Source organism: Streptomyces sp. NPDC002888, from assembly GCF_042888465.1.
Classification (GTDB): domain Bacteria; phylum Actinomycetota; class Actinomycetes; order Streptomycetales; family Streptomycetaceae; genus Streptomyces.
On sequence record NZ_JBIAPU010000012.1, the window covers coordinates 63012 to 87748 of the forward strand.

A 24737-nucleotide genomic window follows, 5' to 3' on the forward strand; every position below is an offset into this window, starting at 1 on the left:
TGGGCCACTGTTTCCGGGTGGGCGATACTGGGTTCGAACCAGTGACCTCTTCGGTGTGAACGAAGCGCTCTCCCACTGAGCTAATCGCCCGGGCGCAGGGAGAACATTACCCCATGTCAGGGGGTGGCCGTGACCATGGCCGACCGCCGACGACCGGCTCCCGCACCCGCGTTGCGGATCACTGGTCCTTGATCTTCCAGGGCATCACGAGGCCGAACTTCCAGAGGTAGAAGCCGACGATGGCGGCGACGATCACCAGACCGATCGCGGTCAGCGTGATGTTGCGGCGCCGCACCTTCGGATCGAGGGCCCGATGGGCCGCCTCGGTGACCTTGCGCTTGGTCCAGCGAAGCACCAGCTGGGCCCAGACGAACTCGGTCGCCCAGATCGCCATGCCACCGAAGATCACGACCCAGCCCGGTCCGGGCAGCGGCAGCATGATGATGCCGGCGACGACGACCGCGAGCCCGATGACGAAGACGCCCACCTGCCAGCTGAGGTGCAGCATGCGGCGCGCCTTGATGAATTCCGGCGCCTTGGAGCCGAGCCCCTGCTCGCGCCCCTCGGGCGCCCCGTCGGTCTTCGTCTCGTCCGCCGCCACGGCCACCTCGCCAGGCCCGTTACTCCCCGTGTTCATACAGCCAAACCCTACCGGAGAGAAACCGGTCACCGGAATGGCGGTACCGTGCCAAGGCGCTCTCGGCCGGAAGAGTTACGTAAACACACGCAAAACACTCAGAGGGGTTTACAACGGCACCGTAGGTGGCATGTCGATTTCGCCGACGTGCGAATCCCCGAGCGCACACTGAGCGAAAGGCCCTGGCGCTTATGAACACCACGGTCAGCTGCGAGCTGCACCTGCGCCTCGTTGTGTCGAGCGAGTCCTCCCTGCCTGTCCCCGCAGGCCTGCGGTACGACACGGCCGACCCCTACGCCGTGCACGCCACCTTCCACACCGGAGCCGAGGAGACCGTCGAGTGGGTGTTCGCCCGCGACCTCCTCGCCGAGGGTCTCCACCGGCCCACCGGCACCGGCGACGTCCGTGTCTGGCCGTCGCGCAGCCATGGCCAGGGCGTCGTGTGCATCGCCCTGAGTTCGCCCGAGGGCGAGGCCCTGCTCGAGGCCCCGGCGCGGGCCCTGGAGTCCTTCCTGAAGCGGACGGACGCCGCCGTGCCTCCCGGCACGGAGCACCGCCACTTCGATCTCGATCAGGAGCTCTCGCACATCCTGGCGGAGAGCTAGGGCGAGGCCCCCTCTGAGCCGCCCGGCGCCGTCCACTCGGGGAGACGGCTCGGGCCGGGACAACCGCATACGGCATGCGCAGGCGTCGTCACCGTGGGAGACCGCGGTGACGGCGCCTGTCGTTCGTGCGGCTGCCGAACGCCGGTGAGGCGGGTCGGCGCCCCGCCTGGAGGGTGGTCCGGCTCGCCAAGCCATTACCATCGGCCAGCATCGGCGGGCACCCGCCCGACCCCCAGGCCAGGGAGCGCAACGTGCTGATCACCCACGACACCCGGTGTGCGCTCGACGCCGTGGTGGATCTGGTGAACACCGCCCCGGAGGACGACACGACCCCTGAGGGGCTGCCGGATGTCGCGGCCCTCGCGGAATTCGTGAAAGGCCACGACATCAGCGATGTCGGGGTGCTCTCGGAGTTCGACCTGTCGGCGGTGCACAAGATCCGGGGGCGGTTCGCCACGGTCTTCGCGGCCCAGGACGTTCGCAACGCGGCCACGGTGATCAACGAGCTGGTCGCCGCCGCGGGCACCACGCCCCGGCTCACGGACCACGACGGCTACGACTGGCATGTGCACTACTTCGCCCCCGGCGCCTCCGTCGCCGACCACCTGGCGGCCGACTGCGGGATGGCGCTGGCCTTCTTCGTGGTGGCCGGGGAGCAGGAACGGCTGCGGCGCTGCGAGGCCCCCGACTGCCGGCGCGCCTTCGTCGACCTCTCGCGCAACCGCTCACGCCGGTACTGCGACAGCCGCACCTGCGGCAACCGGCTGCACGTGGCCGCGTACCGGGCGCGGCGCAAGGAGGCGGCGGGCTGAGAGAGCCCGGCCAGGACTGTATGCGGTGTCCCCGGTGGGGTCCGGGGGGTGATGTGGACGCGGCCCCGGCGGGTGGCGCCGGGGACCGCGGGTTGGGCTCACAGCAACAGCAGATCGTGCAGCGAAGCGATGAGCAGCAGACACCCGATCACCGCAAGGAAGATCATCAGCGGTGGCTGGGAAAGGGCGAAAAGGCATCCGCGAGGCTCGTCCTGAGGCGGCGCGGCATCGCTCTGTGTCGTGTCCAGCATCTCGCGGCGATGATGGCGCAGGTGACGCGCTCGGCGCGATCCGGGCCCCCGAATGAACGGGAGTGCGCCGAATTCCGCGCGTTGGCTTTCAGGCCGAGATCATTTCCGCGCGGGCCGACGCGTTCTGTGTCGTTTCAGCGGTCATGCGCGGGTCATATGCCGTGCTTCTTCAGAATGGCCTCGATGTCGCTGAAGTCGTCCGACGAGCCCGCGCGAGGTGCGGAGGCGGGCTTGGCCGCCGGGCGGGCGCCCTGCCCCAGGGAGGGCGCCGAGGCCGTCGGGGCCACCGCCTCGCCGCGGGTCTCGGCCCGGGCGGCCCTGCGCTCCCGGCGAGTCCCACCGCCACGGCGGCGCTCCACGGCTCGGGTGGTCGTGAACAGCACCCAGGCCCCGCCGAGCACGACGAAGCCGGCCCACGCCGTGGGGCTGAAGGCGGTTTCGGCGGCCCATTCCACGGCGCCGGTCATCACCAGGCCGAGCGGCACGAGGGCGTAGGCCGCGATACGGGCGGCCGCGAGGTAACGCTTGCGCCAGGCCGTGACCACCGCGATGCCCAGACCGGCGGCGGAGACGGCGGCACAGACGGTCTCGGCAATCATCCGGTCCTCCAGGCGGGGCGCGATCGGGCAGGCGTCGCTTTCGTCCTCTCCATCCTGCACCTCCCGCACCCCGGCAAGCCATGCCCCGGCCTGACATCAGGGACATCTCCGGGTCGGCTCCTCCGCAGGTGCCGGTCGGTCGTACGACCCCTGCGGGCACCGGAGCGGACGCCGTGGCCGTCCCGGTTGGGGTGGCCGAGCCGGGGCTGGGAGACTGTGGCCATGAGCGACTCCCCCGCATCCGCACCCGTACGTCCGGCCGCCGTTCTCGACGTGTGGTGCGAACTCCAGTGCCCGGACTGCCGCAGCGCCCTGGCCGACCTCCGCGCCCTGCGCGAGCGCTACGGCGACCGGCTGGAGCTGCGGCTGCGGCACTTCCCGCTGGAGAAGCACAAGCACGCCTTCGCCGCCGCGCAGGCCGCCGAGGAGGCCGTGGAGCAGGGGAAGGGATGGCCGTACGTCGAGGCGGTGCTCGGCCGGGTCGAGGAGCTGGACCGTGAGGGGGAACCCTTCCTGGTCGCGGTGGCCCGTGAAATCGGCCTGGACGCGGAGGAGTTCGACACCGCGCTGATCGACGGCCGGCACATCCTGATCGTGGACGCCGACCAGGCCGAGGGCAAGGCGATCGGCGTGACCGGGACCCCGACGTACGTCATCGACGGCGAACGCCTCGACGGCGGCAAGAGCCAGGAGGGCCTGCGCGAGCGCATCGAGCAGATCGCGGACCGGCTGCTCGCCGAACAGAGGTGAGACGGCCCCGGCGGCTGTTCGGTCGACGACCACCGCGGCATGATCCCCAGCCTCGCGGCCGCCCGGGAGACGCCCGCTCACCCGGAACCCGCGCATGCTGGAGCGCAACGGCCTGATCGAGCGGACCGCGCGCCCCACGGTTCGACGCATGAGGCGAAATGGCAGGTCACAGAAGGTTCTTGTACAGCGAGTACCCCGTCGGCACATACCCGAGTGACGCGTAGAGCCGCTCGGCCGGAGTGTTGCCCGCGAAGACGTTGAGGCCGATCGCGTGCTTTCCGGCGGCCACGGCCTGGGCCTCGGCGAGCAGCATGAGGGAGCGGCCGTGCCCCTGGCCGCGGTGGCGCTCGTCGGTCTCGACATCGAAGACGTACGCCTTGTCCCCGGTGAGCGACACCCACAGGGCGCCGACCCGGGTGCCCTCGTGTTCCAGGACGCTGATCAGCACGTTCTCGGTCGCCAGGCCCTGCGGCAGCAACTGGGCGTGGTCCCGCTCCGACCTGGCCCGTGCCTCGTCCCCGGGCACTCCGCGGTCGATCCAGCTCTGGGCGTAGTCCGCGACTCCGTGATCCAGCCAGGGTCCGAACTCGGTCTCCGTCATGGGTCTGCCCAGGGTGCCCGCGGGCAGTTCGGGCGCGACGGCACCGAGTTGCTTCTCCATGCCGTAGTTGCGGCGGACGTAACCGAGTGCGGTCACCAGCCGCAGCGCGGTCTCGGCGTCGGCCGGCACTCTGAGCTCGATGCGCTTGCAGCCCCAGCCCCGCGCCACTTCCTCGGCGGCGAGCGCGGCCACGGTGCCCCGGCCGCGCCGGCGGTCCGGTTCCTCGATGCGCAGGTCGTCGATCAGAGCGACCGAGGGGCCGAAGACAGGAGACGTCGAGAGGTGTATCGCTCCGACGGGACGGCTGTTCACGCACACCTGGTAGTGGCGGGACAGCGCCCCGTCGGCGGCACGCTGAAGCGGCTCGGTCGGCCGCAGGGTCGTGGTCATCAATGGGTTTCTACCCGCCGCGACGACCTGCGTCAGCCCCATGTGCGAGGCTTTCAGGGATCTTGGTCGTGGCCGGACCGCTCGTCGAAGATCCGCATGGCCTTGGCGGTCACCGGACCCGGCGCGCCGGGCAGTTCACGGTCGTCGACGCGGTGCACGGCCTGGATGTCCCGCAGGGTGGACGTGAGGAAGACCTCCTCGGCCCGCTCGAGCACGTCCAGCGGCAGGTCGGTCTCCCTGGCTCCGGTCCACTCGACGGCCAGGGCGCGCGTGATGCCCGCGAGGCAGCCGGAGCCGAGCGGCGGGGTGTGGATCTCGCCGTCGAGGACGACGAAGACGTTCGAGCCGGTGCCCTCGCAGAGCTGTCCGACGGTGTTGGCGAACAGCGCCTCGGAGGCGCCGTGTTGGTGCGCGCGGGCCAGGGCGACGACGTTCTCGGCGTACGAGGTGGTCTTCAGGCCGGTGAGCGCGCCGCGCTCGTTGCGGGTCCAGGGGACGGTGATCACGGCTGTGGAGTCGGGGCGGCGGGTGGTCTCGCCGAGGGCCACCACGAGCGTCGGGCCGTGCTCGCCGCGGTCGGAGCCGAGCGGGCCGTGGCCGCCGGTGTAGGTGATGCGCAGCCGGCCGAGCGGCATCGGGTTGGCCTCCAGGACGGCGGCGCAGGCGCGGCGGACCTCGTCGAGATCGGGGTCGGTCAGGCCGAGGCCGCGTGCGGAGCGGGTGAGCCGGTCGAGGTGGCGGGTGAGCGCGAACGGCTTCCCGTCGGTCGCCTTCACCGTCTCGAAGATGCCGTCGCCCACGGTCAGCCCGTGGTCGAAGACGGAGACACGGGCGGACTCGGTGTCCTGCAGCCCGCCGTCGAGCCAAAGCTTCACTGCTCTCCACCTCGCAAGGATGTACCGGGTACCTGCCGTCGGCTGGGGGTCCGGGGGGTTCCCCCCGGGTCGGCACAGCACGTCAGTCCCTCTCCACTCACCTCGTACGTTCCCGACGCTACCGCGAGCAGCCGGGACGCCTTCAGTTCGGTCTCCCGCCACTCCCCCTCGGGGTCCGAGCCCCAGGTGATGCCGGCGCCCGTGCCGAAGCGCAGCATCCCTTCCGCGCGGTCGATCCAGAAGGTGCGGATGCCGACGGCCAGCTCCCCGGTACCCCGGTCGGCGTCGACCCAGCCGATTCCGCCGCAGTACGGGCCCCGCGGTGCCGTCTCCAGCGCGTCGAGGATCCGCAGCGCGCTCGACTTGGGCGCGCCGGTGACCGAGCCGGGCGGGAAGGCGGCGTCGATGAGCTCCGGCCAGCCCGCGCCGTCGCGCAGCTCACCGCGGACCGTCGACACGAGGTGGACGAGGCCGGGGTGCTTCTCGACGACGCAGAGGTCCGGGACGCTCACGCTGCCGGTGGCGCAGACACGCCCGATGTCGTTGCGGACGAGATCCACGATCATCACATTCTCGGCGTAGTCCTTCTCGAGGAGATCCGCCTCGGTGCGCCCGGTGCCCTTGATGGGTCCCGACTCGACGACCCGGCCGTCGCGGCGCAGGAAGAGTTCCGGTGACGCGGTGGCCGTCTCGACGCCGTGGACGGGCAGCCGGATCGTTCCTGCATACGGTGCCGGATTGCCTCGGGCCAGCAGGGCCGTGAGCGCGTCCACGTCCGCGTCGGGCCGGATCGGTGCGGACAGGACGCGGCAGAGGTTCGCCTGGTACACCTCGCCGGCCGCGATGTGCTCGCGGATGCGCCGCACCCCCGCCGTGTACGCGGCGCGGTCGAGCGACGACGTCCAGTCACCCTGAGCCGGCCCCCGCCAACGCCCCGGCACCGGCGCGGGAACGGGCTCTTCCCGCACGTCCCGGAAGCGGGCGCAGGTCAGACGGCCTTCGTAGTCCGCGCAGACGGCCCAGAAACCGGCGGAGTCGAGGGCCGCGGGGTCACTGGTGACGTCGAGGAGACCGGTGGCGACACGGTCGCCGAAGCGGGCGAGCGGAGGGAGGTGGGGCACGATGTCGAGTCTAGGGCGGGTGTCCTGGCGGTGACCTCGGGACGGCTTCCGGCGGCCGCTTCGGGTGCGCTATGGGGTCGCTTCGGGCGCACGTAGGGTGCGCTGACCTCGTCGTCGAGGGGACGTAGCGCAGCACGCTGCACAAACGCGTTTTTGTGCTGGCCCGGGAATCCGCTAGAGTTCATCACGTCGCCGGGACGCGGGAGCGGACCGAAACGACAGGCGGACGTAGCTCAGTTGGTAGAGCGCAACCTTGCCAAGGTTGAGGTCGCGAGTTCGAGCCTCGTCGTCCGCTCGTAGGAAACCAGGGGATCTTCCCGAACCCCTGCACTCCTGGTGGAGTGGCCGAGAGGCGAGGCAACGGCCTGCAAAGCCGTCTACACGGGTTCAAATCCCGTCTCCACCTCCAAGGACGATTAGCTCAGCGGGAGAGCGCTTCCCTGACACGGAAGAGGTCACTGGTTCAATCCCAGTATCGTCCACTGGAGCCTCACGGCTTCGATCCGCGCGATTAGCTCAGCGGGAGAGCGCTTCCCTGACACGGAAGAGGTCACTGGTTCAATCCCAGTATCGCGCACGCAGTCCCGAGGACGATTAGCTCAGCGGGAGAGCGCTTCCCTGACACGGAAGAGGTCACTGGTTCAATCCCAGTATCGTCCACACACCGAAGCCCCCAGCCCTGCGGCTGGGGGCTTCTTCGTGTGCCGGTCGACCTCAGCTGGAGAACAGCATGTGCCCGAAGCTCTTGTGGCGCTGATGGCCGTAGTGACCACCATGTCCGCCGTGTCCCCCGTGTCCACCATGCGGGGCACCCCACGCGGGAGCCTGCGGGGCGGCCGGGTACGCCTGCGGGGCCGCCGGGGGCGGTGGGGCGGGCTGGGACCACTGGGACTCGAGGCGGGTGAGCGCCTCCAGCTCGCCGTAGTCGAGGAAGATCCCTCGGCAGTTGCTGCACTGCTCGATCTGGACGCCGTTGCGGTTGTACGTGTGCATCGGCGCGTGACACTTCGGACACTGCATCGTGGGCTCAACTCCTAGCCGGTCGGTCCTGCTTCGCACGTTGCCAGGACAGACTCTGTCCGGCTGCGGTCGGTTGCACCCTACTTCGCGGAGTTCGGGACCAACTGCGGGGGGACGGGACGCATTCGGGAGCAGGCGTCCACGAGGGCCTGCTCGACCTCGTCCAGCGGCCGGTCCTGAGCGATCGCCTTCGTGAGAGCGCGGGCCGCGGTCTGCACGGTGAGGGCACGGGCCGGCACGTCCAGAGCGGGCCAGGGGTCGCCGTCTGCGGGCACGGCGGGGCCGTGTGCCTCCCGGTATGCGGTGAGGAACCGGGTCCACTCGTCGGGCGGGAGCAGCCCGCAGGCGTACCAGGCGGCGGGCCGTGCGAGGTCCCAGGCCGGGACGCCCACGCCCAGGTCGTCGACGTCGATGAGGCGCCAGGGTCCGTCGGGGGCGGGGTGGCGGACGAGCTGGCCGAGGTGGAGGTCGCCGTGGCAGAGGGTGGTGGTGTCGGGCATGGGGGCTTCCGCGCGGGCCCAGGCGGGCAGCTGGTCCCAGGCGTGCAGGATCGGTACGGCGGCGGGGTGGGGGCCTGCTTCGCGGAGGCGGGCGACGGCGAGCGCGGCTTTGAGGGGGCCGCGCATCGGGGGAAGCGGGGCCGGGGCGGGGCCGCGCACCGCGGGAAGCGGGGTCGGGGTGTCTCTCGGGGGAAGCGGGACCGCGGTGGGACCGCGGTGGAGGTGGGCAAGGAGGGTGGCCGCCGCTTCCCAGGGGGCGGCGTCCGGATCCTGGGGATCCACCGGGGCGCCGTAAGGCCAGCAGGTGACGAGACGGCCGTGGAGGACGGTCGGGGTCGGGGTGAGTGGGGGGAGGAGGATGTCGGGGAGGCCGACGGCCGTGGCGAGGCGGAGGGCGAGGTCGGCGGGGCTCGTGTCCGGGGCGTGGGCCTTGGCGACGATGTCGGCGTGGCGGACCACGGTGGCGTCGGGGCGGTCGGCGAGGGTGTCGGTCCCACAGGCGCAGTGGTCCAGGGAAGGGTGCGCGGTGCTGCGCACGCGGGCGGAGAGGGCCGGGAGCAGGGGGGTGACGGGCATGGGGCTCCCTCGGCGGCGCGTGCGGTGGACTCGTTGGTGAGGGTACGGGCAGCGGCGGGCCGTTGGGCGAAGAGGCCACGGCGCCCTCTCCCCCAGCGCCCCCGGCATCTCGCCCGGGACCCTGCCGGCGCCCGCCGGGCGTGTCCTTGATCAGCGGTCCGTCGGTGCCTCCGGAGCCCATGCCGCCCACCCTGGTCACGTCTCTCGTCAGGGGGAGCACCATGCCCGGCCCCGGAGGCCGGGCCCCCTCGCGGGGGCCCGGGGGAGAAGCCGGATACATCGTGGTGACCGCTACAGCAGGTCGCGCAGCCAGTCGATGACGGCGCGCACGACTCCCGCGACGGTGCCGCTCACGGTGGCGTTACGAAGGTCTTTGTCGGAGCGGCGGGCGCGGCGCGCCTTGCGCTTGCGGGGCATAGTCTGGGTACTTTTTCTCGTCGGTCGACTACGGGGCGACCGGCCGGTCGAGCACCAGCAAAGGTGTGGGGAGCGTTCACCGGGATCAGGTGAACAAGAAGGAACAGCACGTCGGGGGGCGGTGCGGGTGACGGACGGGGATCTGCTGGAGCCGGAACGGGCACGTGCCGAGCTGAAGCGCCTGCTGAACGACTTACTGGGGCGCAAGGGGTGGGACCAGGCCGAGCTGTGCAGGCAGTTGGAGCTCAAGGGCACTCCGCTGGCGAAGGCGACCATCAGCAACGCCCTGAATTCGAAGAAGGGGCCACCCGCCCGGGCGACCCTCGATGCCGTCGTCGCTGTGCTCGGGCCCTCGGCCGAGGAGGCCGAGACCCTGAACCGGCTGCGGATCCTGGCGGCCCGTACCCCGGATCTGCTGGACCGGTATCTGCGGGCGGCTCGGCGTGCCGCACGTGAGCACCCCTATGCCGGCGTCCTCCCCGGGACGACCCCTCCGTTGGCCTCCGTCTACATGCGCCAGCGGGCGCACCCCGACGGCGACGGGAGTCCTCGGCGACCGTTGCCGGATCCGGCCGTGCCGGGTGCTGATCAGTGGGTGCCCGGGGAGCGGATCCTGGCGAGGGACGGCAACTGCGTGGTGCTGGCAGGGCCGGGCGGCGGCAAGTCCAGCCTGCTGCGGATCGGCATGGCGGCCTCACTGGACCGCTGGCTGGGCGGTGGCACCGACGTCACCGTTCCGGTCCTGGTGCCCGCCGCCGAACTGGCCGTCGGCCGTCCGTTGCCGGAGGCGATCGCGGACTCGGCGACCTCCGAACTCAGCGCGTTCGGACTGCTGGAGAGCATCCCCGCGGAGTTCTTCCGCACCGCCCCGCGCCCGGGTGTGCGATGGCTCGTCCTGGTCGACGGGCTGGACGAGGTCACCGACCCCGAGGCGAGACAACGCGTTTTGAACGCCCTGCAGTCGATCGCGCAGGACACCGATGCCTCCCCGTACAGGTTCGTGGTGGCGACCAGGCCCCTGCCGGCCGGATCGCTCCGCACGCTGGGCAAGGCGGTGCCGCTGTTCGAGTTGCGGCCTTTCGAACCGGACGAACTCGTCGTCTTCGCCGAGCAGTGGTTCCGTCAACTCGGGCTGCCCGACCCACCCGCGCTCGCGACGGCGTTCGTGACCACCGCGAAGGACGCCGGCCTGCTCGAACTGGCCCGCACACCGCTGATGGCCACCATGCTGTGCCAGTTGCACGCGATCGATCCGGACGGGCCGTTGCCCTTCGGACGGGGCGAGGTGTACGAGCGTTTCGTGGATCTGCTGCACGGACGCCAGCACGCGGCCGGCAAGGGCGGCATCAGCGCCCAGACCGAGGCCGCCCTGGGACGGTACGGGCCCAAGGCGCTCTCCCGGGCCCACCACACGATCGACCAGCTCGTCCGCATCGCCGCACATGCGGCCGCCGAGCGGCACGGCGGCAACGAGGAGGACGTCCTTGCCATCGTCTCCTCACACGCCGACGCCGCCCGTCCCACCCGGGTCCCGCGCAGCACCTGGGACGGCTTCGTGATCGAGGTGCTGCACCGCAGTGGCCTGCTGACGGCGCACGCGGGTGAGCTCGTCTTCCTCCACCAGACCCTGCTGGAGCACCTCGCCGCCCGTCACACCGCGCACGACGACACGGCGAGCGAACGTGCCTTTCACGAGCTGTTCGAAGCCTCGTGGTCCCGGCGTCCCGCGCCGTGGTCACGCAAGAAATGGTCGCGTCCTCAGCAGGAACCCTCCTACCTCGGCTTCCTCATCGACGCATGGCGTACTCGGGGCAAGGACGTCGACCGGAGCCTGCGACGACTGGCGACGGACGGAGGGCTTGAGGGCTGCGGGTTCATCGCCGACCTCAAGGCGCTCGGTACGACCCTGCCGGACGGTGTGGTCGACGCGGCGGTCGGCACCCTCCAGGCGCTGGCCCGACGCTCCGATCCGCACGACGGCCGACGGGTGGACGCCGCGTTGTGTCTGGAGGACCTCGGGCACCAGAGCGGCCTGGACATCCTGGCCGGCCTGGCCGGCGGGTCCACCCTGCGTGGGGACCACAGGGTGGAGGCGGCCCGCAGGCTCGCCGTCCTGGGCGATCCACGCGGCCTCGACCTGTTGGCGGACCTCGCCGCGAGCTCCGCGCAGCTGACGCCGAAGGAAGCCAGGCAACGTGCCCGGGTGGCACATACCATGTTCCATTTGCTGTACGACCACCCCTTCCGCCACCAGGAGGCCGTCTTCGCCTATGGAACGCAGGTGTGCGGCATGCAACGTGTGGAAGCGGCCGCGACGCTGAGCCTGCTCGGAGACGCACGCGCCGAGGAGATTCTGGCCGACCTTGCCGCGGGATCCGGTCTCGACCTCCTCCCGGAGCACCGGGTGATCGCGGCCGGGTTCCTGGCTCCCCTCGATCGCTCACGCGCCTGCGACGCGCTGGTGGACATCGCGACCACCTCGGGGCACTGGGACCACTCACGCGTCGACGCGGGCAAGGCCCTCATGAAACTCCAAGACCCGCGAGGGCCCGGCATCCTGGAGGATCTCGCCGTCGATCCGGAGCTGGAGGAGTCCCAGCGGGCGCGAGCGGTCAAGCATCGCAAACGGTATGCGTGGTGAGCCGGGCGTTGCCGTGCGGACCGACCGTGGGCCGGGAGAATCGGGGAAAAGCAATGCCGGCGCAGCTCCCCAGCTGCGCCGGCATTTTTTGCCGTCCGCCGCACCCCCGTCCCCACGGGGTTTCATGGATGGATGTCCCCGCCCGGACCGCTCTTCCGGGCCTGGGGTCGCCGCTCAGCGCCCCAGCATCACACCCACGGACGACGCCTGTGTGGCCACTGCCTCCCAGCCGTCGAAGACGAAGAGGAGAAGGGCCGCCAGGGGAAGAGCCATGACTGTCGCCACCAGTGGGTGGCGGCGGCCCGTGCGGCGGGGGCGCGTGCGCTCCTGCGTGCGGATCATTGTCCGCGGTGCCGTGTGGGCCATGGTCCCTCTCCTGACCGTTCTTCCGTTGTGGTTGGCAGCGGCGGGTGTCTGACCTCGGGGGACGAGTGCTGCACCCGCCGCTTGACCTCAAATCTAGGCGCGGGGGGCTCCCGGGTCGTCATGCCCTCGTACCGATTGCCGGGCCTCCCGGAGGATGAGCCGTGACCTGCGGAGTACTCCTCTGGGTGGAGACGCGGTCCTAGGTCTCGGGGTCTTCCCGGAGGGGCTGTCCGGTCCGGCCCGCTTTTTCCGAGCTGTCCTCGCGGGGGACCGGCTGCTCGACCAGTGCCAGGACCCGGTTCGCCATGAAGCGCGCCGTTCGCACGACGGATCCGTTCCGGGTGACTTCGCTCACTTCCACGACACCTCGGCGTACCGCCGTCTCCACTCGGCGGCCGGCCCGGCTCGCCACCACCTCGTACGTACGTGTTGTGTCCCCTGCGTCCACGACTATCTCCACGCGGTCACCCTTCACGCGTCCAATCCCCCTTCTTCGACGAGTGGTTGGGGTCAGCGGCAGGGCAAAGCAACCCGGATCGCCCCTCCTTTGACCACCCTTCGAGTTTCCCACCCGGCACTGACAATCGACCGGGCCGAGAGGGCGCGGCCTCTGCGCGCGAGCGGCTGTGGAAACGTAAGCTGTGCCACGTCACACGGACCGGGCAGCGGGGATGAACATGGCGATGATGCGCCTGAGGCGCGAGGACCCGCGCGTCGTCGGCTCGTTCAAGCTTCACCGACGGCTCGGCGCCGGCGGGATGGGCGTTGTCTATCTGGGCTCCGACAAGAAGGGACAGCGGGTCGCCCTGAAGGTGATCCGGCCCGATCTGGCGGAGGATCAGGAGTTCCGTTCGCGGTTCGCGCGTGAGGTCTCGGCGGCGCGACGGATCAGGGGTGGGTGCACCGCCCGGCTGGTGGCGGCGGATCTGGACGCCGACCGGCCGTGGTTCGCCACACAGTACGTGCCCGGGCCCTCGCTGCACGACAAGGTCATGGAGGAAGGGCCGCTGGGGGCCGCGCAGGTCGCCGCCATCGGGGCCGCCCTGTCCGAGGGGCTGGTCGCCGTCCACGAGGCCGGGGTCGTCCACCGGGATCTGAAGCCGTCCAACATCCTGCTCTCCCCGAAGGGCCCGCGGATCATCGACTTCGGTATCGCCTGGGCCACCGGCGCCTCCACGCTCACCCACGTCGGTACGGCCGTGGGCTCCCCCGGCTTTCTCGCGCCGGAGCAGGTGCGCGGTGCCGCGGTCACCCCGGCGACGGACGTGTTCTCGCTCGGCGCCACGCTCGCCTACGCCTCGATGGCCGACTCCCCCTTCGGGCACGGCAGTTCCGAGGTGATGCTGTACCGCGTCGTGCACGAGGAGGCGCATCTGAACGGCGTGCCGGACGCCCTGGCCCCGCTCGTCCGGGCGTGTCTGGCCAAGGATCCGGAGGAACGGCCCAGCACCCTCGACCTCTCCCTGCGCCTGAAGGAGATCGCCGCCCGCGAGGCCCAGGGCACGACGGACGGGCGGCCGCCCGCGCCGCGCGCCGGTGAGGCGGACCGGCCCACCGGGCGGCTCCACGACACCACCTACCCCGACCGCACGCAGCGGCGACCGCAGGGACAGCCGGGCGCGCCGGGAACTCCGGCCCCCCGCGGTGCGGCCACCCCCTCGCGCGGACCGGCGCCGGTGCGTGGCGGCGGGGCTCCCTCACGCGGGGGCGGTCCCTCGCAGGGCACCGCTCCGTCACGCGGTGGCAGCGCCTCGCGGGGCGGCAGTGCCCCACGGGGTGGGGGTGCCGCGTCGTCCCGGTCGGGGGCACGGCCCTCGCCCGCCTCACGGAACACACCTCTCCCCCGCTCCCGTACCGGAGGCACGGGGGGCCGTCCCATGCCACGCAGCGGTACCGGTCGTCCGGCTCCCAGGACCACGGGGACCGGGCGGCGCCCGGCCAATCCGCGCCTGCTCCGGCAGCGGCTGTTCGTCTTCGTCGTGGTGACGCTGCTCGTCGCGCTCGGCATCGGCGTGGTGCAGGGCTGTCAGGGGCCGGCCCGAGGGCTCGGGGGCGGCGGTGTCGGTGGCGGTGACGTCGTACGCCAGGGGCAGGCGGAGCACGTACAGGGGGAGCAGGCGCGGCAGGACGCCGTACCGCAGAAGCACGCGCAGCAGGACGGCGTACGACCATGAACGGCCGGAGCCTGCGGGGCTAGTGCCCCGACAGGCAACGTTCGCCCCGTCGCGACACCCGGCACGCCCTCTCGCCGCACCGGCCGAAAACCCAAGTACATCCAGTACGAGGGCTTCCGGCCGACACGCCGAGAGCACGCTCCCCCACTCTCGGCTTCGCTCGAGCGGGAGGGACCCCCACGACGCCGCTCCTTGACGGGCAAACGTTGCCTGCCGGGGCCCTAGCCCATGGGGCGGCCCGTCGCCACCGCGTAGAAGGCGACCGCTGCCGCGGCGCCGACGTTGAGGGAGTCGACGCCGTGGGACATGGGGATGCGGACCCATTCGTCGGCGGCGACCAGGGCCTGGGTGGACAGGCCGTCGCCCTCGGCGCCGAGCATGAGGGCGACCCGGTCCATCCTGTGGGGGGCCGCCTCGTCGAGGGACCTGGCCTTGTCGTCGGGGGTGAGGGCGAGCAGGGTGAAGCCCGCCTCGCGGACGGAGTCGAGGCCCTTGGGCCAGGTGTCGAGGCGGGCGTACGGGACGGAGAAGACCGCGCCCATCGAGACCTTCACGCTGCGGCGGTAGAGAGGGTCCGCGCAGTCCGGGGAGAGCAGGACCGCGTCCATGCCCAGGGCGGCCGCGGAGCGGAAGATCGCGCCGATGTTGGTGTGGTCGTTGACCGACTCCATGACGACGACGCGGCGGGTGGTCCGCAGGAGTTCGGCCGCCGTAGGCAGCGGCTTGCGCTGCATGGACGCCAGGGCGCCGCGGTGCACGTGGTAGCCGGTGACCTGCTCGGCCAGTTCGGGGCTGACCGCGTAGACGGGGGCCGGGAGCTCGTCGATGACGTCGCGCATGACGTCGACCCACTTGGCGGAGAGCAGCATCGAGCGCATCTCGTAGCCCGCTTCCTTGGCCCTTCTGATGACCTTCTCGCCCTCGGCGATGAACAGGCCCTCGGCGGGCTCGCGCTTGCGGCGCAGCTCGACGTCGGTCAGGCCCGTGTAGTCGCGCAGGCGCGGGTCGTCGGGATCCTCAACGGTGATGAGATCGGCCACAGGGTGATACTGCCTTGTCCTGGGTGCGGTGCCAACGGCTTGGTACGGACTGGTTACCCGGGGTTACTCGGTGGTCCGCGGCCCCACCGTGACGACCTCGCCGATGACGATGACCGCCGGGGGTTTCACGTCCTCGGTGCGGACCGTCTCCGCGACCGTCGCGAGGGTCGCGTCGACCCGGCGCTGGGCGGCCGTCGTGCCCTCCTGGACGAGGGCGACGGGGGTGTCGGCCGGCTTTCCGTGCGCGACGAGCGTCTCCGCGATCTTGCCGATCTTGTCGACGCCCATGAGGACCACCAGCGTGCCGGTGAGCTTGGCCAGGGACGGCCAGTCGACCAGCGAACGCTCGTCGTCGGGGGCGACATGGCCGCTGACCACAGTGAACTCGTGCGCGACGCCGCGGTGGGTGACCGGGATGCCGGCCGCGCCCGGGACCGAGATCGAGCTGGAGATGCCCGGGACGACCGTGCAGGTGATGCCGGCCTCGGCGAGGGCCTGGAGCTCCTCCATGCCGCGGCCGAAGACGTACGGGTCGCCGCCCTTCAGCCGTACGACGGACTTGCCCTGCTTGGCGTGCTCGATCAGCGCGTTGTTGATGGCCTCCTGGGCCATGTAGCGGCCGTACGGGATCTTCGCCGCGTCGATCACCTCGACGTGGGGCGGGAGTTCGGCGAGGAGGTCGCGCGGGCCGAGGCGGTCCGCGATGACGACGTCCGCCTCGGCGAGGAGGCGGCGGCCGCGGACCGTGATCAGGTCAGGGTCACCGGGGCCGCCGCCGACGAGGGCGACGCCCGGGGTGCGGGTGCGGTGGTGGGGGGCGACGAGGGTGCCGTCGCGCAGGCCCTCGACGACGGCGTCGCGGATGGCGGCGGTGTGGCGGGGGTCGCGGCCGCGGGCGTCGGAGGTGAGCACGGCGACCGTGACTCCCTCGGAGGTCCCGGTGGCGGGGGTCCAGGCGGTTGCCTGGTCGGCGTCGTCGGAGCGGACGCACCAGACACGGTGGCGCTCCGCTTCGGCCGAGGCGTGGGTGTTGGCTTCGGTGTCGCTGGTGGCGATCAGGGCGTACCAGGCGTCGGCGAGGTCGCCTTCGGCGTAGGGGCGCCGGTGCCAGGTGATCTCGCCTGAATCGGCCATGGCCTCGACGGAGGGGGTCGCTTCGGGGGACACGAGGTGGATGTCGGCGCCGGCTGCGATCAGTGCGGGGAGGCGGCGCTGGGCTACCTGGCCGCCGCCGAGGACGACTACTCGGCGGCCGGTGAGGCGGAGGCCCACGGGGTAGGCGGGGTGTTCGGCCATGAGGTGCGGCTCCTGTTGCGGCGGCGGTGCGGTAGCCCTGACGTGCGGATTTTACGGCGTGGGTGGGTCGGGCGGTTCAGGTGTCCGGTGGCTGGGCGTCGTTGCCGGGTGCACAACCGCGGCGCGTGGCACAGGGGAGCCGGGGTTGCAGTTCCCGGGTCCCCACCCACCGCCTACTTCTCCGTGACCCCCGCCGAGTCGAACGTCGCCACCTCGTGCATCGCTCTCGCCGTGCTCTGGACCAACGGGAGGGCCAGGAGGGCGCCGGTGCCCTCGCCGAGGCGGAGGTCGAGGTCGACCAGAGGGCGGAGGCCGAGTTTGTTGAGGGCGGCCACGTGGCCGGGTTCGGCGCTGCGGTGGCCTGCGATGCAGGCGGCGAGGACCTCGGGAGCGATGGCGCGGGCCACCAGGGCCGCGGCGCCGGCGCTGACGCCGTCGAGGATCACCGGCGTACGCAGGGAGGCGCCGCCGAGGAGGAGGCCGACCATCGCCGCGTGTTCGAAGCCGCCGATCGCGGCGAGGACGCCGATGGGGTCGGCCGGGTCCGGCTGGTGGACGTCGAGGGCGCGGCGGACGACCTCGGTCTTGCGGGCGAGGGTCTCGTCGTTGATGCCGGTGCCGCGGCCGGTGACCTCGGCGGGGTCGGCGCCGGTGAAGACCGAGATGAGCGCAGCGGACGCCGTGGTGTTGGCGATGCCCATCTCACCCGTGAGCAGCGCCTTGTTGCCGGCCGCCACCAGGTCGCGGGCCGTCTCGATGCCCACCTCGATGGCCTGCTTGGCCTCCTCGCGGGTCATCGCGGGTCCGGTGGTCATGTCGGACGTGCCCGCGCGGACCTTGCGGGGCAGCAGGCCGGGGGTCGCGGGGAGGTCCGCCGCCACGCCCACGTCCACGACGCAGACCTCGGCGCCGACCTGCGTGGCGAACGCGTTGCAGACCGCGCCGCCGCCGAGGAAGTTGGCGACCATCTGGGCCGTCACCTCCTGCGGCCACGGGGTGACACCCTGCGCGTGCACGCCGTGGTCACCGGCGAAGATCGCGACGGCCGCGGGCTCCGGGATCGGCGGCGGGCACTGGCGGGACAGGCCGGACAGCTGAGCGGAGATGATCTCCAGCATGCCGAGCGCGCCGGCCGGCTTGGTCATGCGCTTCTGCCGCTCCCAGGCCTCGCCGAGCGCCTTGGCGTCCAGCGGGCGGATCTGCGCGACGGTCTCCGCGAGCAGGTCGTGCGGCTCCTCGCCGGGCAGCGCGCGACGGCCGTACGTCTCCTCGTGGACCACCCACGACAGCGGACGGCGCTTGGACCAGCCCGCCTGGAGCAGCTCGGGCTCGTCCGGGAACTCGTCGACGTAACCCACGCAGAGGTAGGCGACGACCTCGAGGTGCTCGGGCAGGCCGAGGGCGCGGACCATCTCGCGCTCGTCGAAGAAGCTGACCCAGCCGACGCCGAGGCCCTCGGCACGGGCCGCGAGCCACAGGTTCTCCACCGCGAGCGCGGAGGAGTACGGGGCCATCTGCGGCTGGGTGTGACGGCCGAGGGTGTGGCGGCCGCCGCGGGTGGGGTCGGCGGTGACGACGATGTTCACCGGGGTGTCGAGGATGGCCTCGATCTTCAGTTCCTTGAACTGCTTCGCCCGGCCCTTGGGGAGGGACTTCGCGTAGGCCTCGCGCTGGCGCATGGCCAGTTCGTGCATCGTGCGCCGGGTCTCGGCGGAGCGGATGACGACGAAGTCCCAGGGCTGGGAGTGGCCCACGGAGGGTGCGGTGTGGGCCGCCTCCAGGACGCGGAGCAGCACCTCGTGCGGGATGGGGTCACTGCGGAAGCCGTTGCGGATGTCTCGGCGCTCACGCATGACCTTCAGGACGGCCTCGCGCTCGGCCTCGTCGTAGGCGGGCGCGGCCGGGCCGGTGGACTGAGTTGTTTCTTCCACTGCGGCCTTGCTCTCTTCCTGGTCGGCGGCCCTGGTGTCCAGGTCCTCCGCGTTCTGTACGACGTCGGGGTCGGGCTCCGGGTCGGCCGCGCGAGGGGCGGGGACCGTGGCCACGTGTCCCTCCGGGGGGAGGGTGATGGGGTGGGGCGGGGTCGGGGCCAGGTGCGGGGTCGTCGGCACGGAGCCCTCGACCGGGACGAACTGGCCCAGGGGCTGCTCCTGTTCGGGACCTGCGGGGACGGCGCCGGGGAGGACGAATGCGTTCTCGCCGGTGCCGGGGCCGGTGACCTGGTCGGGTGCCGCTTCCGTGGGGTGGTCGGGCGCCGTGCCGGTGACGTCGGTGGCGTCGGCCGGGGGGTGCGGCTGGTGGGGCTGGTGGGGCTGCGCAGCTTCGGCGTCCGTGGCGGGCTCCGTCACATGGGTGGGCGCCTGTTCTACGCCTTCCACGTCGGCGGCTTCCGCGCTGGTCGGCTGCGCGAGCTGCTCCGGCTGCGGTACGAGCTGCGGGTCCGTCTCCGGGAGAGAGGCAGTGACCGGCACCGGCATCTGCTGCGGGCCCTGGCCGGGATGCGGGGGCGGGGCGTCCGGGAGGAGTTGTCCGTCCGGGGCCGACTGCATTCCCTGGTCCGGCGCGGCTTGGTCCTCAGTGGCCTGGGCCTGCGTGGCCTGGGCGGCCTCCGTCGGCTGAGGGGACGGCTCGGCGGGGGCAGCGAGGGGGGCGGCTGCGGCGGGGAGCACGGAGCCGTCCGCGGGGTGCGGCGGGTCGGCCGTTCCGGCTGCCGCCGGGAAGAGCGTGGCCTCGGGCGTGGGGAGCGCGGGCGCGTCCGGGGCGGGGGCGACCGTCTCCGGCGCGGGGGCGGTGGCCTCGGGCGCGGGGATACTGGCTTCAGGCGTGGGGGTGACGGCTTCAGGCCCGGGGGTTGCGGCTTCAGGGGCGGGTGCGGTCGCGGCGGGCACTGCTTCTTCGGCAGTGGTCACGCCGAGTGCGGTCGCCTCGGACGCGGGAATGGCTGCGTCGGGTGCGGTCGCCTCGGACGCAGGGGTGGCTGCGTCGGGTGCGGTCACCTCCGGCGCAGGCCCGGCTGCATCAGGTGCGGTCGCCTCCGGCGCAGCCGCGACACCGCCCGGTTCGGACGGCTCAGCTTCAAGCGTGGCTGCGCCTGGTGCGGACAGCTCAGGAGCAGCCCCTTCCGCACCGGCTGCGGCCACCTCAGGTGCGGGCGCTGTCCCCGGTGTGGTCGGCTCAGGAGCAGACACCGCTGCTCCCGCTTCCTCCGCGGCCTCCTGAACGACGGCGTCAAGGGCAGACCCTGTGTCCGCCGCACCGCCCTGCTCGGATACCTCCGCCGCCTCGGGTACGGCCGACTCTGCCGCCGGAGCGTTCTCGGGGACGACGGCTCCCTCAGCAGCGTGCGGAGCCTCCGGAACAGCTCCTTCAGCAGCGTGCGGGTTCTCCGCCCCTACCGTTGCAGGGGCAGGCGCGGTCTCGGCAACGGTTCCTTCAGGGCCCTGCCCGGTCTCCGGTACGGCGTTCCCGGCGTCGTCCGCCGAGGTGTGCACGGGCTCGGGGGTCTGTTCCGCCTCGGGCGCCTGCGCGGCTTCCTGGTGGACGTCGGAGATGGGTCCGGCGTCAACGGGTGTGGCGGGCCAGGGCACGTCCGCCGCAACAGCCGCAGCCTCGCCGGGCACCTGGACGCCCTCAGCGACGGCGGCGTCCCCGGGCACCTGCCCGGACTCACCGTCAGAAGCACCTTCGGCCGCCTCGGTCTCGGCCTCGGCCTCGCCGGTCACGGCACCACCGTCGGCAGCAGGCGCAGCCTCTGGAGCGGCACCCTCAGCCACCTGACCGGCGCCTTCGACGACCGGCCCGTCCGGAACAGCGCCCTCGGCAAGCGCCTCGGCACTCCCGGTCGTCTCGCCGGCGCCCTCTGCGACCGGCCCGGCCGCCGACGCACCGTCGGCGACGTCCCCGGCCGTCTCCCCCGGCTCGGCAACCGCCGCAGGCCCGGCAACGGCGTCCGCCACCCGGGCCTCGGCAGCTCCGGCAGCTCCGGCAGCTCCGGCAGCCACATCGTCTCCGGCAACCGGCGCCGCGGCGGCCCCCGCCTCCGCCGCGTACGCCGACTGCGGAGCCGTAGCGGCCACCGCCTCCGTCGCGACCCGGGTCACGAGCGCCTGGGCCGCGCCCACCGGCTCGACCGCGGGCTCCGCTGCCGGAACAACCGTTTCGGCAGGCGTGGCCCCCGCGCTCACCTGGGCCTGCGCCACGGCCTGCGCGCCCCACGGCGCCGCGCCCTGAGGGGGCACGTCGAGGTACTCGGGGCCGGTCGTCGGCGGGCCCGGGTGGCGCACCGGGGCGCCCGCGGGGCCGCGGTCGGCGAGGGAGCGGACCGGGCTGGCGGAGGCGTCGGGGATGGCCGGCCCGAGGTGCAGGGGGCGGCGGGGCGGGACCGGGGCCGAGGGAGGCGTCGGGCCCGGCAGGCGGACGGCGCTGAGGTCCACGGCGCCGCTGTCACGGCCGGACATCTCGTGCGGGCCGGGTTCGTGGACGGCCTCGACCACCGGCTCGGGAGCCGGCGGGGCGACCTCGTTGCCCCAGGCGCTCTGGGCGCCCGGCAGCAGCAACAGGTCCTCGTCCTCGGCGGTGGTCTCGGAGAGGTAGGCATACGCGCCGGGTGCGGAGACGCCCGGCTGTTCCACCGTGCCTGCGCTCTCCGGCAGTCCCTCGCCCGGGACCTGGCCGGTGTCCGTCATGCGTACCCCTCGCCCATCGGTTAGTGCTCCTACGACCAGCTCACCCGGAACGGCGCACCGACCGCCCCGTAGTGAAGAACGAGCGTGCGTGCCCAGCGGCACGAACGACCCGCCCGGAAAAGGCGACAAAGCCATTCAGTGGCATTGTCCCGGTCGTCCCCCCGTCACGACAGCTTGATCCGCAACGGCCCGCTGTGGACTGCGCCACGTTGCGCGTCCTCCGGTTCTGCCGTACCACACCCACCCCAAAAGGGGCGTGTTTTCCGGACATTGGCGAACGAAGTTCCGGACGCCCGGTGCGGTACAACGATCGGCCAGCCTACCGCGCGCGGTACGACAACAGGATCACGGGGCGCGATCCGGCAGTACCCCGCTGAGCAGGAACGAGACGCTCCGCTCCTTCTCCGTCCAGGCCCTGATGTCGAGTTCCACGGACTGCAGCAGGGCGCACTCGGCGACGTAACCGTGCTCGGTCAGGGTGCGGCCGACGAGTTCGGCGGAGTCGCGGCTCACGGCGTGCGCGACGATGCGCTGGGGGCGCCGGTCGGCGACCGCGGAGACCACCGCCGCTCCCCCGCCGCCGACGCGGACGACGTCCGGTTCGGGCAGGTTCTCCAGGATGTGCGGGGCGGCGCCGTGGACGATCTGGAGCTGGACGCCGAAACGGCGTGCGGCGGCGTCGGTTCGGGCGCAGGCGCGCGGGTCGAGGTCGACGGCGAGGACGGCGGCGCCGGCCCGGGCGGCCTCGACGGCGAAGGCACCGCCGCCGCAGCCGATGTCCCACACGAGGTCGCCGACGCGCGGTCCGAGACGGGCGAGTTGGGCGGCGCGGAGCAGGTCCGTCTCGCCCTCGCCGAGCTGTCCGCCGTACGCCTCGGCGGGGAGGGCCCAGCCGCGCGGGCCGGTGCCGGGGTCGCGTCCGGAGATCCAGCCGCCGTCCCCGCCGACGCCGACGGGGCCGCCGATGACGATGACGACGTTGGGGTCGCGCCAGGTGTGGTCGGCGGCCTTGTCGGAGGTGACGACGGTGACCTGTTCGCGCGAGGTGCCGAGTTCCTCGCAGATGACGAAGGTGCGGTGGACGCCCTCCAGGAGCAGGCCGAGTTCGGCGGGGCCCGCGCCGGGTGAGGTGAGGACGGCGACTTTGGTGTGGGCCCGGCATACGTTCACCGCGCGTCGCAGGGTGCGGCGGTGTGCGACGACCACCTGGGCGTCGTCCCAGGGCATGCCGGCCCGGGCGAAGGCGGCGGCGACGGAGGAGACGGCGGGGACGACCTCGACCTCGAGGCCGAACTCGGGCGCGCGCAGGGTCCGTACGACACCGAAGAAGCCGGGGTCGCCGTCGGCGAGCACGACCGTGCTGCCGCGGTGGGCGGCGATACGGCGGGCGGCGAGGGAGACGCTGCCGAGGCGGATGCGTTCGGCGGCGGGCGGCACCTCGGGCAGCGTCAGGTGATGGGCTGCGCCGGCCACGAGCGTGGCGGCGCCCAGGGCGGCGCGTGCCGCGGCGGTCAGCGGCGAGCCGTCCCAGCCGATCACCGTGACCCGGTCGGCCATCGTCGTCAGTCTCCTGGAGGTTTCACGCAGGTCGTCAGCGGCCGGCCCGTGGGCGGGCGGGCTCCGTGAGACTACCTGGTCGCGCCGGGAGCGAGCGGACGCGGTGGTGCCCGCCTCGGTCCAGCTGGGTCAGTTCCAGTCGGAGTAGGTCGTGAATCCGCCGCTGTCGGCGAGCTGCTCCCCCGCGCCCTCCAGATCCTCCGGCAGGAGGCTCCACACGATGAAGTCGGTGCGTACGTCGATCCACGTGTCGTCCTCGGCACGGGTGCGGGCTATACAGGCGTTACGCAGCACGCCCTCGCTGATACAGCCGATCTTCTGGGCGACCTGCTGGGAGGCGGTGTTGTCGGCCGCCGTGCGCAGTTCGATGCGTTCGAACTTCTGGTCCGTGAAGAGCCACTGGGCGGTGGCGAGGGCGGCCTCGGAGGCGTAGCCCTCGCCGCGGGCCCAGGGGGCGACGATGTACGACAGCTCGGTGGAGCGTACGTGCCAGTTGGTCTTGCCGAGTTGGATGATGCCGACCAGGCGCTGGGTGAGGAACTCGGTGACCGCGAGGTCGAGGCCGCGTCCCGCGGTGCGCTCGGTGGGCGCGTACTCGGTGATCCAGGTGAGGGCGCCGTCCTCGGTGAAGGGCTGCGGGACGTCGGTCCAGGCCGCGACCTGCTCGTCGTTCATCATCGCGGTCAGGGCGGCGACGTCGTCCTCGTCAAGGGGACGCAGCACCAACCGCTCCGTGCTGATGGAGATGTTGGGGAAGGTGCTCGTCATGCGCCGCTCCGTAAACTTCGAAACCTTCAGGGCCTGCTGAACTGCCCAGCATGCAGCATGAAAGCACCGAACCGCACCCCTGGGGTCCACTCCCGGTGAGGGAGCGGACCCCGTGAGTGGCCGAGCGGGGGGCCGACGGCTCAGAAGGACGGAAGGACCGAGCCGGCGTACTTGTCCTCGATGAACTTCTTCACCTCGGGCGAGGTGAGGAGCTTGGCGAGCTTCTTGACGCGCGGGTCCTTCTCCTGGCCCTCCTTGACGGCGAGGAAGTTGCCGTAGGGGTTGTCCTTGGGGGACTCCAGGACGAGGGCGTCCTTCGAGGGCTTCAGGTCGGCCTCGATGGCGTAGTTGCCGTTGACGACGGCGGCGTCCACGTCGTTCAGGGAGCGCGGGGTCTGGGCCGCCTCCAGCTCCTTGAACTTGAGCTTCTTGGGGTTCTTGGCGATGTCCGCGGGGGTCGCCGAGTTGCCCGCGCCGTCCTTGAGGGTGATGAGGCCGTGGGCCGCCAGCAGCTTCAGGGCGCGCACCTCGTTGACGGTGTCGTTGGGGACGGCGACGGTGGCACCGCTCTTGAGTTCGTCGACCTTCTTGAACTTGTTCGAGTAGAGGCCGAGGGGCTCCAGGTGGACCGTCACGACGGGCACGATGTGGGTGCCGTTCTTCTTGTTGAAGTCGTCGAGGTACGGCTGGTTCTGGAAGTAGTTGGCGCCCACGGAGCCGTCCTCCGTCGCCGTGTTCGGCGTGACGTAGTCGGTGAACTCCTTGACCTCCAGATCGAGGCCCGCCTTCTTCGCCAGGTTGTCCTTGACGAAGTTGAGGATCTCGGCGTGCGGCGTGGGGCTCGCGGCGACGATCAGCGGGCCGTCGGTGGAGGCGGAGTCCTTGTCCCCGCCGCAGCCGGTGAGCCCGAGGGTGAGGGCTCCGGCGGCGAGGACGGCAGTGGTGAGCTTGGCGGTGTTACGCACGAAAAGTGCCTTTCCTTATGGGTGGTACGGCCCCGTGTGGGGTGAACGGGGAGTCTGGGGGGGCGGGCCGAGCGCTCGGGCGGCAGGCCGT

22 protein-coding genes and 6 tRNA genes are annotated in these 24737 nt (G+C 72.1%); 10 read left to right on the forward strand and 18 right to left on the reverse strand.

Translation table 11 applies throughout. The annotated features are described in order from the left end of the window. Positions 1-18: 18 nt before the first annotated feature. Both ACFYWX_RS20590 and ACFYWX_RS20595 read right to left on the reverse strand, forming a co-directional pair. A tRNA-Val gene (locus ACFYWX_RS20590) sits at positions 19-90 on the reverse strand. Positions 91-178: 88 nt separating this feature from the next. Then, complete coding sequence (locus tag ACFYWX_RS20595) at positions 179-637, reverse strand: TIGR02611 family protein (RefSeq protein ID WP_389425492.1); 459 nt, start codon at positions 635-637, stop codon at positions 179-181. Between the two features lie 191 nt (positions 638-828). Between ACFYWX_RS20595 and ACFYWX_RS20600 the strand changes: the two genes are divergently transcribed. Both ACFYWX_RS20600 and ACFYWX_RS20605 read left to right on the forward strand, forming a co-directional pair. Then, complete coding sequence (locus ACFYWX_RS20600; RefSeq protein ID WP_004002642.1) at positions 829-1242, forward strand: SsgA family sporulation/cell division regulator; 414 nt, start codon at positions 829-831, stop codon at positions 1240-1242. Between the two features lie 251 nt (positions 1243-1493). Then, on the forward strand, positions 1494-2054 hold the full coding sequence (locus tag ACFYWX_RS20605; RefSeq protein ID WP_389425493.1) for a CGNR zinc finger domain-containing protein: 561 nt from the start codon (positions 1494-1496) through the stop codon (positions 2052-2054). Positions 2055-2152: 98 nt separating this feature from the next. On the opposite strand, the gene ACFYWX_RS20610 is transcribed toward ACFYWX_RS20605, so the two are convergent. Next, entirely contained in the window at positions 2153-2305 is a 153-nt protein-coding gene (locus ACFYWX_RS20610) for a hypothetical protein (protein WP_166662397.1), read from the reverse strand. Positions 2306-2457: 152 nt separating this feature from the next. Beyond that, on the reverse strand, positions 2458-2904 hold the full coding sequence (locus ACFYWX_RS20615) for a hypothetical protein (protein ID WP_389425672.1): 447 nt from the start codon (positions 2902-2904) through the stop codon (positions 2458-2460). Between the two features lie 222 nt (positions 2905-3126). On the opposite strand from ACFYWX_RS20615, the gene ACFYWX_RS20620 reads away from it, so the two are divergent. Next, the gene (locus ACFYWX_RS20620; RefSeq protein WP_389425494.1) at positions 3127-3654 is read left to right on the forward strand and encodes a DsbA family protein; all 528 of its coding nucleotides are present in this window, start codon (positions 3127-3129) and stop codon (positions 3652-3654) included. Between the two features lie 166 nt (positions 3655-3820). Here the strand turns inward: ACFYWX_RS20620 and ACFYWX_RS20625 are convergent, their stop codons facing one another. The 3 genes from ACFYWX_RS20625 to ACFYWX_RS20635 are packed head-to-tail and all read right to left on the reverse strand — an operon-like array spanning position 3821 to position 6641. After that, positions 3821-4645, reverse strand: a complete 825-nt coding sequence (locus ACFYWX_RS20625) for a GNAT family N-acetyltransferase (protein WP_389425495.1) — start codon at positions 4643-4645, stop codon at positions 3821-3823. 53 nt (positions 4646-4698) lie between these two features. After that, complete coding sequence (locus ACFYWX_RS20630; protein WP_389425496.1) at positions 4699-5520, reverse strand: aminotransferase class IV; 822 nt, start codon at positions 5518-5520, stop codon at positions 4699-4701. Next, a complete protein-coding gene (locus ACFYWX_RS20635; protein ID WP_389425497.1) occupies positions 5517-6641 on the reverse strand; it encodes a chorismate-binding protein in 1125 nt (374 codons plus the stop codon). The genes ACFYWX_RS20630 and ACFYWX_RS20635 overlap by 4 nt, the downstream gene beginning before the upstream one ends. A 222-nt stretch (positions 6642-6863) precedes the next feature. Here ACFYWX_RS20635 and ACFYWX_RS20640 point away from each other — a divergent pair. From ACFYWX_RS20640 to ACFYWX_RS20660, 5 genes are all read left to right on the forward strand, one after another. Continuing rightward, a tRNA-Gly gene (locus tag ACFYWX_RS20640) sits at positions 6864-6936 on the forward strand. 40 nt (positions 6937-6976) lie between these two features. Continuing rightward, positions 6977-7050: transfer RNA gene (locus ACFYWX_RS20645), tRNA-Cys, on the forward strand. A gap of 1 nt (position 7051) precedes the next feature. After that, positions 7052-7123, forward strand: a tRNA-Val gene (locus tag ACFYWX_RS20650). Positions 7124-7146: 23 nt separating this feature from the next. After that, positions 7147-7218: transfer RNA gene (locus tag ACFYWX_RS20655), tRNA-Val, on the forward strand. 11 nt (positions 7219-7229) lie between these two features. Next, a tRNA-Val gene (locus ACFYWX_RS20660) sits at positions 7230-7301 on the forward strand. A gap of 54 nt (positions 7302-7355) precedes the next feature. On the opposite strand, the gene ACFYWX_RS20665 is transcribed toward ACFYWX_RS20660, so the two are convergent. The 3 genes from ACFYWX_RS20665 to ACFYWX_RS20675 form a co-directional block, all read right to left on the reverse strand. Continuing rightward, on the reverse strand, positions 7356-7661 hold the full coding sequence (locus ACFYWX_RS20665; RefSeq protein ID WP_389425498.1) for a zf-TFIIB domain-containing protein: 306 nt from the start codon (positions 7659-7661) through the stop codon (positions 7356-7358). A gap of 80 nt (positions 7662-7741) precedes the next feature. Then, a complete protein-coding gene (locus ACFYWX_RS20670) occupies positions 7742-8737 on the reverse strand; it encodes a phosphotransferase (RefSeq protein ID WP_389425499.1) in 996 nt (331 codons plus the stop codon). 291 nt (positions 8738-9028) lie between these two features. After that, complete coding sequence (locus ACFYWX_RS20675) at positions 9029-9154, reverse strand: hypothetical protein (protein ID WP_389425500.1); 126 nt, start codon at positions 9152-9154, stop codon at positions 9029-9031. A gap of 127 nt (positions 9155-9281) precedes the next feature. Here ACFYWX_RS20675 and ACFYWX_RS20680 point away from each other — a divergent pair, with 127 nt between their 5' ends. Then, the gene (locus ACFYWX_RS20680; RefSeq protein ID WP_389425501.1) at positions 9282-11795 is read left to right on the forward strand and encodes an NACHT domain-containing protein; all 2514 of its coding nucleotides are present in this window, start codon (positions 9282-9284) and stop codon (positions 11793-11795) included. 174 nt (positions 11796-11969) lie between these two features. Here the strand turns inward: ACFYWX_RS20680 and ACFYWX_RS20685 are convergent, their stop codons facing one another. Together ACFYWX_RS20685 and ACFYWX_RS20690 are read right to left on the reverse strand one after the other, a co-directional pair. Next, positions 11970-12161 (reverse strand): hypothetical protein, encoded by a 192-nt coding sequence (locus ACFYWX_RS20685; RefSeq protein ID WP_389425502.1) that lies wholly within the window; start codon positions 12159-12161, stop codon positions 11970-11972. Positions 12162-12360: 199 nt separating this feature from the next. After that, complete coding sequence (locus tag ACFYWX_RS20690) at positions 12361-12636, reverse strand: hypothetical protein (RefSeq protein WP_389425503.1); 276 nt, start codon at positions 12634-12636, stop codon at positions 12361-12363. A gap of 196 nt (positions 12637-12832) precedes the next feature. On the opposite strand from ACFYWX_RS20690, the gene ACFYWX_RS20695 reads away from it, so the two are divergent. Further along, positions 12833-14335: a protein kinase gene (locus ACFYWX_RS20695; RefSeq protein WP_389425673.1), complete on the forward strand. Its 1503-nt coding sequence runs from the start codon at positions 12833-12835 to the stop codon at positions 14333-14335. A 221-nt stretch (positions 14336-14556) separates the two neighbouring features. Here ACFYWX_RS20695 and ACFYWX_RS20700 read toward each other — a convergent pair whose 3' ends face one another. The 6 genes from ACFYWX_RS20700 to ACFYWX_RS20725 form a co-directional block, all read right to left on the reverse strand. Beyond that, entirely contained in the window at positions 14557-15375 is an 819-nt protein-coding gene (locus ACFYWX_RS20700; RefSeq protein WP_389425504.1) for a TrmH family RNA methyltransferase, read from the reverse strand. Between the two features lie 63 nt (positions 15376-15438). Then, complete coding sequence (gene cobA, locus ACFYWX_RS20705; protein WP_389425505.1) at positions 15439-16671, reverse strand: uroporphyrinogen-III C-methyltransferase; 1233 nt, start codon at positions 16669-16671, stop codon at positions 15439-15441. 173 nt (positions 16672-16844) lie between these two features. Further along, on the reverse strand, positions 16845-21356 hold the full coding sequence (cobT, locus tag ACFYWX_RS20710; protein WP_389425506.1) for a nicotinate-nucleotide--dimethylbenzimidazole phosphoribosyltransferase: 4512 nt from the start codon (positions 21354-21356) through the stop codon (positions 16845-16847). Positions 21357-21701: 345 nt separating this feature from the next. Next, positions 21702-22913 (reverse strand): precorrin-6y C5,15-methyltransferase (decarboxylating) subunit CbiE, encoded by a 1212-nt coding sequence (cbiE, locus tag ACFYWX_RS20715; protein ID WP_389425507.1) that lies wholly within the window; start codon positions 22911-22913, stop codon positions 21702-21704. Between the two features lie 129 nt (positions 22914-23042). Continuing rightward, a complete protein-coding gene (locus tag ACFYWX_RS20720) occupies positions 23043-23681 on the reverse strand; it encodes a GNAT family N-acetyltransferase (protein ID WP_389425508.1) in 639 nt (212 codons plus the stop codon). A gap of 140 nt (positions 23682-23821) precedes the next feature. Then, the gene (locus tag ACFYWX_RS20725; RefSeq protein WP_389425509.1) at positions 23822-24646 is read right to left on the reverse strand and encodes a MetQ/NlpA family ABC transporter substrate-binding protein; all 825 of its coding nucleotides are present in this window, start codon (positions 24644-24646) and stop codon (positions 23822-23824) included. Between the last annotated feature and the right edge of the window lie 91 nt (positions 24647-24737).

Excerpts from the sequence above, each read along its gene's own strand:
- ACFYWX_RS20600 (WP_004002642.1), top strand. The coding sequence starts at position 829 with ATGAACACCACGGTCAGCTGCGAGCTGCACCTGCGCCTCGTTGTGTCG.
- ACFYWX_RS20595 (WP_389425492.1), bottom strand. The coding sequence starts at position 637 with ATGAACACGGGGAGTAACGGGCCTGGCGAGGTGGCCGTGGCGGCGGAC.
- ACFYWX_RS20675 (WP_389425500.1), bottom strand. The coding sequence starts at position 9,154 with ATGCCCCGCAAGCGCAAGGCGCGCCGCGCCCGCCGCTCCGACAAAGAC.
- ACFYWX_RS20625 (WP_389425495.1), bottom strand. The coding sequence starts at position 4,645 with ATGACCACGACCCTGCGGCCGACCGAGCCGCTTCAGCGTGCCGCCGAC.
- ACFYWX_RS20670 (WP_389425499.1), bottom strand. The coding sequence starts at position 8,737 with ATGCCCGTCACCCCCCTGCTCCCGGCCCTCTCCGCCCGCGTGCGCAGC.
- ACFYWX_RS20615 (WP_389425672.1), bottom strand. The coding sequence starts at position 2,904 with ATGATTGCCGAGACCGTCTGTGCCGCCGTCTCCGCCGCCGGTCTGGGC.
- ACFYWX_RS20685 (WP_389425502.1), bottom strand. The coding sequence starts at position 12,161 with ATGGCCCACACGGCACCGCGGACAATGATCCGCACGCAGGAGCGCACG.
- ACFYWX_RS20695 (WP_389425673.1), top strand. The coding sequence starts at position 12,833 with ATGAACATGGCGATGATGCGCCTGAGGCGCGAGGACCCGCGCGTCGTC.
- ACFYWX_RS20610 (WP_166662397.1), bottom strand. The coding sequence starts at position 2,305 with ATGCTGGACACGACACAGAGCGATGCCGCGCCGCCTCAGGACGAGCCT.
- cobA (WP_389425505.1), bottom strand. The coding sequence starts at position 16,671 with ATGGCCGAACACCCCGCCTACCCCGTGGGCCTCCGCCTCACCGGCCGC.
- cbiE (WP_389425507.1), bottom strand. The coding sequence starts at position 22,913 with ATGGCCGACCGGGTCACGGTGATCGGCTGGGACGGCTCGCCGCTGACC.
- ACFYWX_RS20665 (WP_389425498.1), bottom strand. The coding sequence starts at position 7,661 with ATGCAGTGTCCGAAGTGTCACGCGCCGATGCACACGTACAACCGCAAC.
- ACFYWX_RS20620 (WP_389425494.1), top strand. The coding sequence starts at position 3,127 with ATGAGCGACTCCCCCGCATCCGCACCCGTACGTCCGGCCGCCGTTCTC.
- cobT (WP_389425506.1), bottom strand. The coding sequence starts at position 21,356 with ATGACGGACACCGGCCAGGTCCCGGGCGAGGGACTGCCGGAGAGCGCA.
- ACFYWX_RS20720 (WP_389425508.1), bottom strand. The coding sequence starts at position 23,681 with ATGACGAGCACCTTCCCCAACATCTCCATCAGCACGGAGCGGTTGGTG.